Origin of the sequence: Amycolatopsis sp. NPDC058278, from assembly GCF_042881395.1 — a bacterium.
In the GTDB taxonomy this organism is placed as follows: domain Bacteria; phylum Actinomycetota; class Actinomycetes; order Mycobacteriales; family Pseudonocardiaceae; genus Amycolatopsis.
In genome coordinates this window covers 118,732-130,927 of record NZ_JBHVXZ010000005.1, presented here as the reverse complement: position 1 = coordinate 130,927, position 12,196 = coordinate 118,732, and the positions used below count along the sequence as shown (strand labels likewise).

Annotated in this window: 12 protein-coding genes; 2 read left to right on the top strand and 10 right to left on the bottom strand. The window is 72.2% G+C overall.

The genetic code is table 11. From position 1 onward, the window contains the following. Positions 1–26: 26 nt before the first annotated feature. From ACFVYA_RS04155 to ACFVYA_RS04125, 7 genes are all read right to left on the bottom strand, one after another. Positions 27–791, bottom strand: a complete 765-nt coding sequence (locus ACFVYA_RS04155; protein ID WP_387042196.1) for a HisA/HisF-related TIM barrel protein — start codon at positions 789–791, stop codon at positions 27–29. 196 nt (positions 792–987) lie between these two features. After that, entirely contained in the window at positions 988–1,338 is a 351-nt protein-coding gene (locus ACFVYA_RS04150; protein ID WP_387042193.1) for a hypothetical protein, read from the bottom strand. Further along, on the bottom strand, positions 1,335–2,606 hold the full coding sequence (locus ACFVYA_RS04145) for an alpha/beta hydrolase (RefSeq protein WP_387042191.1): 1,272 nt from the start codon (positions 2,604–2,606) through the stop codon (positions 1,335–1,337). Before ACFVYA_RS04145 ends, ACFVYA_RS04150 begins: the two co-directional genes overlap by 4 nt. After that, a complete protein-coding gene (locus ACFVYA_RS04140) occupies positions 2,606–3,916 on the bottom strand; it encodes a WXG100 family type VII secretion target (protein WP_285989485.1) in 1,311 nt (436 codons plus the stop codon). Before ACFVYA_RS04140 ends, ACFVYA_RS04145 begins: the two co-directional genes overlap by 1 nt. Then, positions 3,913–4,299: a hypothetical protein gene (locus tag ACFVYA_RS04135; protein WP_285989486.1), complete on the bottom strand. Its 387-nt coding sequence runs from the start codon at positions 4,297–4,299 to the stop codon at positions 3,913–3,915. The genes ACFVYA_RS04140 and ACFVYA_RS04135 overlap by 4 nt, the downstream gene beginning before the upstream one ends. 105 nt (positions 4,300–4,404) lie before the next feature. After that, the gene (locus tag ACFVYA_RS04130; protein WP_003057455.1) at positions 4,405–4,707 is read right to left on the bottom strand and encodes a hypothetical protein; all 303 of its coding nucleotides are present in this window, start codon (positions 4,705–4,707) and stop codon (positions 4,405–4,407) included. Between the two features lie 18 nt (positions 4,708–4,725). Next, positions 4,726–5,070, bottom strand: a complete 345-nt coding sequence (locus ACFVYA_RS04125; protein ID WP_071831485.1) for a WXG100 family type VII secretion target — start codon at positions 5,068–5,070, stop codon at positions 4,726–4,728. Between the two features lie 217 nt (positions 5,071–5,287). Between ACFVYA_RS04125 and ACFVYA_RS04120 the strand changes: the two genes are divergently transcribed. Together ACFVYA_RS04120 and ACFVYA_RS04115 are read left to right on the top strand one after the other, a co-directional pair. Further along, positions 5,288–6,280, top strand: a complete 993-nt coding sequence (locus ACFVYA_RS04120) for a hypothetical protein (protein ID WP_387042186.1) — start codon at positions 5,288–5,290, stop codon at positions 6,278–6,280. A 31-nt stretch (positions 6,281–6,311) separates the two neighbouring features. Next, complete coding sequence (locus tag ACFVYA_RS04115) at positions 6,312–7,724, top strand: class I adenylate-forming enzyme family protein (protein ID WP_387042183.1); 1,413 nt, start codon at positions 6,312–6,314, stop codon at positions 7,722–7,724. A 178-nt stretch (positions 7,725–7,902) separates the two neighbouring features. Here the strand turns inward: ACFVYA_RS04115 and ACFVYA_RS04110 are convergent, their stop codons facing one another. The 3 genes from ACFVYA_RS04110 to ACFVYA_RS04100 form a co-directional block, all read right to left on the bottom strand. Then, complete coding sequence (locus ACFVYA_RS04110; RefSeq protein ID WP_387042180.1) at positions 7,903–8,607, bottom strand: S1 family peptidase; 705 nt, start codon at positions 8,605–8,607, stop codon at positions 7,903–7,905. Positions 8,608–8,747: 140 nt separating this feature from the next. Next, positions 8,748–10,517, bottom strand: coding sequence for an FG-GAP-like repeat-containing protein (locus tag ACFVYA_RS04105; protein ID WP_387042178.1), 1,770 nt, complete (start codon positions 10,515–10,517; stop codon positions 8,748–8,750). Between the two features lie 29 nt (positions 10,518–10,546). Beyond that, a complete protein-coding gene (locus ACFVYA_RS04100) occupies positions 10,547–12,097 on the bottom strand; it encodes a tachylectin-related carbohydrate-binding protein (protein WP_387042175.1) in 1,551 nt (516 codons plus the stop codon). Positions 12,098–12,196: the final 99 nt, after the last annotated feature.

The following is a 12,196-nucleotide window of genomic DNA, read 5'->3' as shown; positions in this document are numbered from 1 at the left end:
TCTTCGCTCCTTCCCCCGGCCACGCCTCAGGCAGCCAGTTCCGACATCGGGCCGGACTCGTGCGACAGCAACCCGGCCAGCGCCGCGTGCCGCATGGCCGCGGCCATCTTCAGCGGTTCCCGGGCGCGCACGAGCGCCGTGTTCACCAGCGTGGCCGCCGCGCCCAGCTCCATCGCCTGTGCGACGTGCCGGGCGCTGCCGATGCCGCCCTCGACGATCACCGGGATCCCTGCCTGGGCGATCACCGCTTCGATCGGGCGGGGATCGACGATGCCCCGGCCGGAGGCCACCGGCGCCGCCATCACCCGCAGCGCCGCGCACCCGGCGTCTTCGAGCTCTCTCGCCGTCTTCAGGTCGGGCAGGATGAACGGCAGCAGCTCCATGCCCTCGGCCCGCAGCTCCCGGGCGGCTTCCACGGTGCCTGCGTTGTCGGGCACGTTGTCCTCGCCGCGCACGTCCAGCTTGAGGATGTCGATCCCCAGCGAGTCGCGCAGGATGCGCGCGCTGCGCAGCGCGCTCTCCTTCGACCGGGCGAACGACGTCGTGCCGATCCAGGTGAACCGGTCGAGCGGCAGTTCGCTCTCGAGGTCCATCAGGAGCAGGCTCGACCGGCGGTTGTCCGGGTCCACCGTCGTGATGAACACGTCCGCGCCGGCGGCGGTGAGCACGTCCCGCACGAGCGGAACCGAGTCGTACTGCTCGATGCCGACGACGACCCGCGAGCGGAACTCCCGGGTGCCGATCTTCAACCAGGCCTGTTCAGTCGCCGGGCCGAGGTTCGAAATAGTCACGATCCGTCCGTCCTTTCCCACCGTTCACCTGTCCGGATTCCGGAATCGGCAACGATTCTCTGCCCGCCTGAATGACGCATCGGTGCCAGTGTCCTGGGATCGGAAAATCATGACAATGCGAAGGCGGAGATCGAGCACTACAGGAACAAAGCGCGGCCGCGTCGCCGGAATGCCGGCCGGGGCGGGCCGGACCCCGTCAGGCGGGGACGGGGCGGGTCGAGCCGATGATCGTCACGGCGCGGGCGACGTGGATCGTGAAGTCCGCGCCGTCGCGGGTGAAGCGGGTGATGTGCTCGGCGGGGGTGCTGCGGTCTTGGGACTGCCAGCCGTCGCCGTGCAACGCCGGGAGGAGGGACGTCAGGCGGGTTTCCGGCTCGGCCGGGTGCTCCACGCGGACGCCGTACTGCCAGCACAGCAGGTGGCCCGGGGTGGTCGGGTCGCAGTCCAGCTCGCCGTCCAGAGTCCGGTCCGCCGGGCCGAAGGCCGCCGCGACGTCGTCGATCACCGAGGTCAGCTCGTCCGCCAAGCCGCGGAGTTCCGGGGTCACGGGGCCACGCTCCCACCACCGGTGAGGACGCGGTAGATGTTCGTCCAAGAATCGGACCCCGGCTTCAGCACGTCGTTGTGCGACGACACGCCCCACAGCGGCGAGCCGTCGGCCTCGTCCCCGGTGCCCAGCTCGGTGACGCCGGGGAAGACGTCCGGGTCCGCGCCGTGGCCGATGCCGGTCCACTCCAGGCCCCACGCGGCGCCCTGCGCGAGCACGATCGGGTCGAGCGGTGCCGTCATCGAGAACCGCTGGACGCCCGCTTGGCTCGGCGGCAGGTCGGCCGGCGACCACACGCCGTGGCCCATGCCGGCCGACTCGACGTGCAGGACGCGGTCGACGTCGAGGCCGTGCGTCTCGGCGAGCCCGACCGTCGCCCCGCCGTAGCTGTGCCCGATCGCGGTCAGCGTGACGTCGGAACCCGCGTGGCTCGCGATCTCGCCGCGCAGGTCGTCGGCGAAGTGCTTGAGGTCCGGCGCCATCACCTGCGCATACCCCGCGTCCGGCCCCTGCGCCACCGGGCCCTGCGGGAACACCCCGTCGGCCCAGACGACGACCGCGGTGCGTCCGGCCGGGTCCGCCGCCACCAGGCTGCGGCCGAGGCCGGCGTAGGCGTCGAAGTTCGCCATCTGCGTGTTGACGCCGGGCACGAACAGCCCGACGTTCCGCGTTCCCGGCTCGATGTGCCCGACGAGCTCGGCGATCCGGCCGTTGCCCGAGGGGTCGAACCGGAGGATCTGGCGGTCGTGAGCGAGAATGTCCTCGTAAAGCTTGATCCGCGCCTGCGACCGCGCGATTCCCCCGGCGTCGGTCAACGCGGCCAGCCGTGCACGCTCGGCGGTCAGCGCGTCGGCGACCTTCACACGATTGTCCGCGATCGCGTGCGCCCACGCCCCGGTGTCGGCCGAGCCGCCGATCCCGGCGGGATTTCCCGCACGGGGCAACGGCTCCTCGGGCAGCAGTGCCCGGTACATCGCGGCGACCTGCGCGTCCGCCCGCCGGTACCCCGCGGCCGACGCGGTGAGTCCACTTTGGATCGTCCGCAGCCGCGCCACGTGCGAACCGAGCTTCCCGCCCAGCTCCGTCATGGTCTTCTCGAACGTCTTCGCCGCGGCGGCGGACTCGCTCACCCGGCCGAACGCGGTGGCGGGCACCTGCTCGCCCGCCACCGCCGACTGCGCCGCCGAAAGCGCCTCGGCGCGGGAGCCGGACTCGCCGGCCACCGCGTCGAGGCGGGCCGGGGTCACGCGATAGCCCGCCGCCGTCATCAGGAGGCGTCTTCGCCGATGACCGGCGGCGCGACCGGGGCCGACTGGCCCCAGACGTTCTCCGTCTCCACCAGCCACGCCGGGATCCGCCGCCCGGACCCCATGTCACCGCCGCCGCCCATGCCCATCGGCATCATGGGCATCATCGGCATCGCGCCCTTGGCGGCCGCCGCGCCCACGGCCCCGGCCGCGCCGCCGGCGAGCCCGCTCAGCGCGTTGCCCGCGCCGCCGTCGCCGGCCAGGCCGGAATGCGCCGCCGGGACGTCGCCGGGGCCGGTGAGCCCACCGCCGCCGACCGGGACACCGGCGCCGCCGCCGCCGAGCGAAGGCGCGTCACCCCCGCCGATCGGGATACCGCCACCGGAGCCGCCTTCGACGCCGGCGCCGCCCCCGCCGAGCTTCGTGCCCGGCGGTTCTTCCTTGTCGTCCTTGGGATCCTTGCCGGTCGCCCACGACGGCACCTTCGGCATGATCGAGCCGAACCGGCCGAACGCGGCGGCCGAAGCCGCGGCGAGCCCGGCGGTGAACATGTCGCCGAACAGCGGGTTCGACGTCGGCACGGTCGTCCCCGGCGACAGCGTCGTCCCGCCGCCACCACCGGGCAGCGGGTGCCCGTCCGTGGGGGTGACGACGACACCGGGACCGCTCAAGCCGTTGCCGACCAGCCCCGGCGACCCGGCGCTGCCCGCACCCCCACCGGCGGGCGGGGTGGTGGGCGTCGGCACGGCGTTCGGCGAAGCCGGGATCGACTCCTCGGCGACGGTGTACTCCCCGGCGAGCTGGGTCATCACGACGATGGCTTTGCCGTGCGCGGACCCCGCGGCGTTCGCGGCGGCCTGCTGCGCTTCGACGTTCGCGATCGCCTGCTGACGTTGTTGCGCCGCGGCCTGCACGACGGCGGGTGAGGCGTCCGGCGGCAGCAGCGGCGGGTTCACCGCGAGCGCGACGTCGGCGGGAGCGACGTCCGGCACCGCGACCGGCGGCGGCATTTCCTTCTTGGCCTTCACCAGCGCGTCGGCGGCGTCGCCGAGCGTCACGTTCATCGCCTCCGCGGTCTGCGCCACCTTCGAGATGCCGTTCGCGAGGTCGATGATCATCCGCTGGTACTGGTCGGCCGCGCCGCCGGTCCACTGGTCCTTGAACTCGGTGAGCTCCGAGTTGAGGTTGTGCGCCTGCTCGTGCAGGTGCAGCGCGGCGGACTTCCACTTGTCGGCGGCGTGCCGCGCGCTGTTCGGGTCGCCGGCCTGCAGCATCGCGTACAGCTGCTGGTGGCTGTACGCGGCGAAGTTCGTGTGCGCGGTGTTCGTCATCCCTTGCGGCTCCCGTCCGTGTCTCCGCCGCCCAGCAGGCCCAGCACCGGGTCGAGCAGGCCGGTGACGGCGCCCGACGCGTGCAGGTCCCCGGCCACCGACTGGTCGGCGTTGGAGTAACCGTCGGCGACCGTGGTGGTGACGTCCTGGGCGAACCCGATCGCGCTGCGGACCTGGTCGAGCAGGCCCTGCATCTCCGAGACGGCGGCGCGGTGGGCGTCGGCCAGCGACCCGGCTTCGCCGAACTCGCCGAACAGCAGTGGCTCCTCGCCGAGGGTGAGCAGGAAGTCGTTCGGTTTCGACATCGCGTGGATCTGGGTTTCCAGTTCCCGCACGAAGTCCTTCAGCGATTCCAGGTGGACGTAGTACGACTGGTCTGGCATCGGTCCCGGCTCTCTGGGCGCGACTTGCGGACAGGAGGAAAGCCGGTCGGCCGGTGCGAGCGGGGGGTTTCCCGCACCGGCCGACCGACGTCTGGGGGGCGCGGATCAGCCCGCGAACAGTCCCTGGTTGCGGTTCTCCAGCGACTGCTGGAGGTCGTGCGCCTCGCCGACCTTCCCGCCGAACTGCGCGATGATCGCGACGATGTCCGCGGTGGCCTGGCGCAGGCGCGTCTCGGCCTGGCGGGCGGCGTCACCGGCGGAGCTGCCGGAGGCGTACCAGGTCGCGGTGATCGGCTGCAGGTTCTGGTGCAGCTGCTCCAGCTGCGAGGTGAGCGCCTTGGCCTTGGCGGCCAGGGATGCCGAGCTGTGCTGCAGCGCGGCGAAGTTGATTTCGACGACGTCGGCCATGGTGGGCGTCCTCTCGGGTCAGGGGTTGAGGCGGGGGAGCACGCCCGAGCCCTCGAGGGTGTGGCCGACCCCCTGGAAGCTCTGGTGGACGTCGGCGTCGCCGCGGCCGTAGTTCGCGTGGCTGGTGTGCACGAGCTGCGACATCGTGTCGAGCTCCTTCACCGCGGCGGTCATCTTCTCCTGCAGTCGCCGCTGGAGGTCCCAGAAGGCCACGGCCTGGTCACCCTTGTAGTTGCGCAGGGCCTCGGTCAGCTCGGACTCCAAGCTGGCCATCGTGGACTTGGCGTTCGTCGCGGTTTCCTCGAAACCCTGGACGGCGCGCGTCATGGCAGCGGAATCTGCCTGGAATCCCGGACTGGACATCGACGGGCCACCTCCTTCCTGAAGCGAATTCCCCTGGCGCGGTGGTCCGCGCGGTGTGAAAGTCACGCTAGGAAAGAGGCCAGTGTGGTCAAACGGCACAACTGCCGGTCGCACTGACGGCACTATTACCCACGCGAGCGGTGGTAGGGCCTTCCCCACCGCGGCACGGTGGTGCGCTCCAGTGACCCCGCGCCGTCCCCGCGCCAGGCTTGAAGCCATGGCAGACAAGGGAAATCCGCTGGTCACGCTCCGCGCGTGGCACCGCCCGCTGGTGGTGCTCGCCGGAGCCATGGGGGTGCTGTGCGCGGTCTCGCTGCTCGGACTCCTCTTCGATGATCGCACGCTGGTCAACGCGCCGATCTGGCTCAAGCCGTTCAAGTTCTCCGTGTCGATCGAGCTGTACGCGCTGACGCTGGCGTGGCTGCTGACGCACGTGCGCCGCGGCCGCCGTGCCGGCTGGTGGTTCGGGACGCTCTTCGCCGCGGGCATCGGCCTGGACTTCACGCTGCTGGCGTGGCAGATCATCGTCCGCGGCCGGACACTGCACTTCAACCAGTCGACGCCGGCGGACGCCATGATCAACAACCTGGTTGCCGGCGGGGCGTACACGGCGTGGCTGATGACCGCCGCCGTCGCCGTCCTGCTGCTGTTCCAGCGCATCCCGGACCGGGCCCTGCGGTCGGCGTTGCGCTGGGGTGCCGCCCTCGCCGTGGTGGGGATGTACGTCGCGACGCTGATGTTCTCGCCCACCCCGGCGCAGCAGGCGGTGCTCGAGGCGAACGGCAAGCCCTCGACGTTCGGGGCGCACTCGGTCGGCGTCGAGGACGGCGGCCCCGGGCTGCCGGTGGTCGGCTGGAGCACGGTCGGCGGGGACCTGCGGATCCCGCACTTCGTCGGCATCCACGCCCTGCAGGTGCTGCCGCTGGTGGCGTTCGGGCTGCTCCTGCTGGCCCGCCGCTACCGGGCGCTCGAGTCCGACGTCGTCCGCCGCCGGCTGGTCCGGACCACGGGCGCCGGCTACGCGGGGCTGATCGCGCTGCTCACCTGGCAGGCCGAGCGCGGCCAGTCCATCGTGCACCCGGACTTCTGGACGCTCGCCGCCGCCACCGGCCTGATCGCGGCGCTCGCCGTCGCGGGCACGCTGTCGCTGCGATCGCTCCCGCGGAGGGAGCAGGTCGTTTCTGCCGAAATTCTGAGATCCGCCCGGTAGACCGGACGCCCCCGGGCGAGAGGCGGTCACGATGGTCCACCCGCAGGCACTCCTGGACGAGCTGGAACGCGCTCCGGAAGTCCCCGCGTTCGAACACGGCGCCCGGGTGACCACCCGCGGCGACCTGCGGGAGCTGATCGGCCGGTTCACCGCGGGCCTGCGGGCGGTCGGGCTCGGGCCGGGCGACGGCGTCGGGCTGGCCACCGCCGTCACGCCGGAGGGGTTCGCCGCGCTCGTCGCGGTGCACGTGCTCGGCGCCCGCGCGGTCGCGGTGCGGCCCGGGCTGCCCGAGGCGCAGCTGCGGCACATCCTCCGCGACGTCGACGCCCTGGTCACCGATGCGGAACAACCGGTGGACGCGGGAGTGCCGGTGCTGCGGGTGGGGCCGTCCCTGCTCGCCCGCCACACCGAGCCGGTGCCGCAGGGACGGCTCGACGACATCGCGACGGTCGTGTTCACCAGCGGCAGCACCGGTGTCCCGAAGGGCGTGGCGTACCGCTACCGCGCGCTGACCGAAGGCCGGGTCTGGCGGCCGCCGGTGTCGGGCTCGGCGCACGAGCGGCTGGGCGCGGGATTCAGTCGGTACCTGCTGTTCGGCTCCCTGGCCAGCGCGGTGATGGTCGAGCAGCTGGGGGTGTGCCTGTTCGCGGGCGGCACGGCGGTGATCCCCGAGGGACCGCCGGACTTCCCGGGCGTGCTGCCGCGGCTGGGCATCACGGCGGCGCTCACCACGGTGCCGCGGCTGCACCAGATGCTCGACGTGCTGCGCGGCTCGGACGTCGACCTGAGCTGCCTGCGGAGGCTGATCGTGGCCGGTTCGCCGGTGCCGCCGCACAAGCTCGCCGAGGCGGCCGAGCGGATCGGGCCCGCGATGCACCACGCGTACGGGCAGACCGAGACGGGGATGCTGACGATCTGCCGCGCCGACGAGGGGCTCGGCTCGGTCGGGAAGGCGTGCGACACGGTGGAAATCGCGGTGCGTGACGGTGAAGTGTGGGTGCGCACGCCGTCGGCGTTCGCCGGCTACTGGCGTGACGAGGCCACCACGGCCGAGGTGCTGCGCGACGGCTGGGTGCGCACCCAGGACCTCGGGCACCTCGACCCGGCGGGCTACCTGCACCTGTCCGGCCGCGCGCGCGACGTCGTGATCGTGAACGCGATCATCCACTACACCGGCCCGATCGAGCGGGCGATCGCCGCGTGCCCGGACGTCGACCAGGCCTACGTCGTGGCTGTTCCGGACGCGCGGACGGGCGAGGCGGCGCACGCGTTCGTGGTCCCGGTGCCGGGCCGCGAGCCGGACCTGGGTGAGGTGCGCAAGGCGGTGGCGGCCGAACTGGGGGAGGCGGCGGTCCCGGCGCGGTTCAGTTTCGTGGCGTCGGTTCCGGTGGCGCCGTCGGGGAAACCGGACAAGGCGGCGCTGCGGGCGTCCCTTGTGGACTGACTACTACTTCCCGGCCCGCAGGTCGGTGAGCACCTTGGCGACACGCCGCTGCCGGTTCTCGGCGCTGAGCGGTACCAGGAACTGCCCGCCGCGGCTCGCGACCGTCGTGCGGAATTTCATGCCGCGAGTATGCCGCGTGCCGGCCGCCCGGGGGGGAGGCCGGCACGCGGTCCGGTGCTCAGACGCCGGTCGTGGTGCGGATCCAGCTGCGGCTGGAGGCGATGCTCGCGTAGTTCTGCGTGCCCTGCGGGTTCGAGCCGGAGTTGCTGCCCGTCGAGCAGACCCCGACCTGGACGCCGTTGGACAGCTGCGGGCCGCCCGAGTCGCCGTGCCACGCCGAGCCGTTGATGCCCTGGCTGGCGATCGCCGTGCCGCCGTAGGCGTCCGAGCTCAGGCCCGTCACGCGCACGTTGGCCGTCTTCAGGGTGCTCGACGGCGGGCTGCTGCCCTGGGTGCGGCCCCAGCCGTAGATCTGGTTGGTCGACCCGGTCGGCGGGTTGCCCGTGCCGAGCTTCATGTACGTTGTGTTGACCGCCGTCGTCAGGTGCAGCAGGGCGATGTCCCCGTTCGGGGAGGCCTTCTGCTGGTCGACGCCTGCGTTGGTGCCCTGCTGCAGCGTCACGCTGCCGACCTTGACGTGCATGCCCGGCGAGTTCAGGCAGTGCCGGGCGGTGAGCACCCACTGCGGGGCGATGATCGTCCCCGAGCACTCGAAACCGCCGTACGTCGTCACGTTGTTCCAGTAGATCTGGGCGCCCCACGGCGCGGAGGAGACCGTGCTCCCGCCGATGATGTCCTGCTGGGCGTCCGCCACCCCCGCTGAGACCAGACTCAGCGCCGCGGCGGCCGCACCCACCGCGGCTACAGCCCTCGACATTCGCATGAAAATGCCCTTCGGCCCAGGTGATCCGGATATCCGTCCCGAACGGGACGACCAGCCCAACGTAAAAGCCGTGAAGGATTTTCGGAACCTACCGAAGTCGGTAACCCGCCCCCGGGACGCGGTCCCGGGGGCGGGCACGCTCACAGGACCGTGATCGCCCGCGGGACGGGAACTTCGCTGTTGTAGGCGAAGTTGTCGTGCCACTTGGCGCTGGTGCCGAACTTGGTTCCGTCGGAGAGCGCGACGAACACGTCGGCCGCGGAGCCGCGGACGAACAGGGCGATGTCGTCCTTGCCGTCGCCGTTGAAGTCGCCGACGGCGGGGACTTCGTTCTGGATGCCGAAGTAGTCGTGCCACTTGACGCTGGTGCCGGTGAACTTGGTTCCGTCGGAGAGGGCGGCGAACACATCGCCGCTCGTGCCGCGGGCGAAGACGGCGATGTCGTCCTTGCCGTCGCCGTTGAAGTCCCCGACGGCGGGCTGCTCGTCGTTGAAGCCGAAGTTGCCGTGCCAGAGCGTGGAGGTGCCGAACTTGGTTCCGTCGGAGAGGGCGACGTAGACGTCGCCGGCGGTGCCGCGGACGAACAGGGCGATGTCGTCCTTGCCGTCGCCGTTGAAGTCGCCCACGGCGGGGACTTCGGCCTGGATGCCGAAGTAGTCGTGCCAGAGCGCCGGCGTGCCGAACTTGGTGCCGTCGGACAGGGCGACCACGACGTCGCCGCTCGTGCCGCGCTTGAAGACGATCGCGTCCACCTTGCCGTCGCCGTTGAAGTCGCCGCTCAGCGGGATTTCGGTGTCGAACGCGAGGTTGTCGTTCCACTGCTGGGTGGTGCCGACGAACTTGGTGCCGTCCGAGGCCGCGGCGAAGGCGTCCCCGGCGGTCCCGCGGGTGAAGGTGGCGATGTCGTCCTTGCCGTCGCCGGTGAAGTCGCCGGCCGACCGGGCCGTCGTCGTGGCCGAGACGGTGGCGCTCGGTTCGCTCGAGCTCCCCCGGGACGGGCGCGCGGTGACCCGGTAGTACCAGGTCTGCTTCGCGGGCAACGACGTGTGGACGTACGAGGTCGCCGTGGTCTCGCCGAGCAGGTGCGCCGCGTCGGTCGGCACCTGCGGGTCGGTGCTGCCGTAGACGGTGTAGGTGGCCTGGTCCTCCAGGCGCAGCGGTGACCACGAGACGGTGACGCTGTGGTTGCCGCCCCTGGCGGTCGGCGCGAGGACCTGCCCGCGGATCCACCGGTAGAGGTCGTCGATGCGCTGGGCGGTGGTGCCTTGGCGCGTCTCGGTTTCGCCGAAACAACCGTGCTGCCACGACGTCGAGGCCACCGCGAACAGCTCGGTGACGCCGCCGATCTCGCGGATGACCGGGCCGCCGGCGTCGCCCTTGCACGCGTCCGCGCCGTTCGCGCCGGTCAGCGTGAGCGTGCCGGTGGCCCCCGCCGCGCTGGTGAAGACCGCGGAGTGCGGCTGGTCCGGCACCCACTCGGTCGACGTGCGGCCGTAGCCGATGAGCCGCAGCGGCTCCCCGACCACCAGTGACGTCGCAGGCAGCGCCACCGCCGGGACGTCGGTGAACGTGGTGTCGAGGCGGGCCAGCGCGACCCCGCGATCGGCGCGGACGACGACGTCGGTCACCTTCGCGGTGCGGCCCGGGCGGCCCACGAGCGCCGTCGTGGCCTTGGCGGGGACGCCGCCCTGCGGGTTCTCCGGGAAGCAGCTCGCCGCGGTGAGCAGCCAGCCGGGTGCGACCAGCGCGCCGCTGCAAGCCCGGCCCTCGGCGGTCAGTCTGGCCGCGAAACCGTAGGCGTCGGTCCCGGTTCCGCCGGAGACGGCCGACGCGGGGACGATGCCGGCCGCGGTGGCGGCCAGCAGGGCGGCCGAAACCGCCGTGAGTCTCGACGGGGTGCGCGAACGCATCGAATCTCTCCTCGATGTGGGGGCCGGGGTCAGCCGCTCAGGCGGCAGGAGTCCGGTGCGGCGGTCACGTGGATCTCGGTGTTCCAGCCCGAGCCGATCGTGACGCCCATGTGGTCCGGGCCCGACGGGGCCCACGTGTCGGTGTTGTCGTAGTAGCGGTACCAGCGCAGCACCGGGCCGGTCTGGCCGTCGAAGGGGCTGGTGCCGGTGCTGCCGCGGCCGTAGAGGATGTCGCCGCCCGGCGAGAAGATCTCGCTGAACATCTGCCAGCCGGCGCCGGCCGGCTTGTCACGCTGGGTCCACGCCGACGCGGCGAAGTCGTACTTGAAGCGGAACAGTTCGCCGCCCGGCTTGCGCGCGTACAGCACGCCGTCGCCGGCCGCGGTGATCGAGTCGAAGCGGGACCAGCCGGTGTCGAGGACGTCGCCGGCGCCGTTGACCCACCAGCCCGTCGCGTCGTCCCAGAGGTAGTACTTCAGCCGGCCCTGGTCGTCGATCATGAAGATGCGGTTCTTCTCGTCGACGGTGATCCGGTTCTTGTACTCGTTCGTCAGGTAGCGGTCCCAGCCGCTGCCGACCTGGCCACCGCCGCCCAAGCCGCTGCCGGTCGAGTAGACCCACCGCTTCAAGGTGCCGTCCGGGTACGGGTCGCCCGCGCTGTTGTGGCGGTGGATGTCCCAGATCACGCCGTCCTTGCCGGCCAGCACGCGGCCGGTCCAGCCCGAGCCGTCCGGGGCGCTCGCCTGCGTCCAGCTGACCGCGCCGTCGGCCGGACCGAGGTGGACGTAGCGCCAGAGGCCGCCGTCGGCGCGGGCGGCCCAGATCGGCGCGCCGGCCGGGCACGACACCGGCGTCGGCACGATCTGCTTCCGGATCCAGTCGCCGAGGTCGTCGACGCGGGTTTCCGTGCCGCCCTGGCGGGTTTCGGTGACGTCGAGGCAGCCGTGCTGCCACGACGTGCTGCTCAGGGCCACCAGCTGGGCGGTGCCGCCCGACACGCGGAACGCGGGACCGCCCGCGTCGCCCTTGCAGGCGTCGGTGCCGTTCGCCGAGGAGACCGACACGGTGGAGCCGTTGACGCCCGAGACGGTGAACGGCGCGACGCGCGGCCGCGCCGGCACCCATTCGGTGGTGGTCCGGCCGAACCCGGCCACCTGCAGGGTTTCCCCGGCCTGCGGCGCGGTGGTACCCAGCGGAATCTGCGGGACACCGGTCGCCGGCTTGTCCAGCTTCGCCAGGACGACGTCCCGGTCCGTGCGGCGCACGACCTTCGTCAGCTTCGCGGTGAAGCCCGCGCCGGTGCTCACGTCGACGTCGCCGACCGCGACGGTCGCGGCCTCGACGGGAGCGCCGGAGTCCGTCGCCGGCAGGCAGGTCGCCGAGGTGAGGATCCAGGACGGGTCGACCAGGGCGCCCGAGCACGCCTTCGTCGGCGTGGCGATCCGGGCGAGGAACGGGTGGGTGCCGACGGGCACCACCGTGCCACCGGACAGTGCCTCGGCGGGGGTCGCGGTCAGCAGACCGCCCGCGAGCAGGGTGACGGAAAGAGCGGTGAGCCTCGTTCGGCCGCGTGGGTGCATCGGTTTCCCCTCGGTGGATCGGTGGTGGCGCCCCCCCGGCGCGCCCCCCCCCCCCGGCGACAAGATACAACAAAAGGGGGGGTTGAAAGATCCCTATGT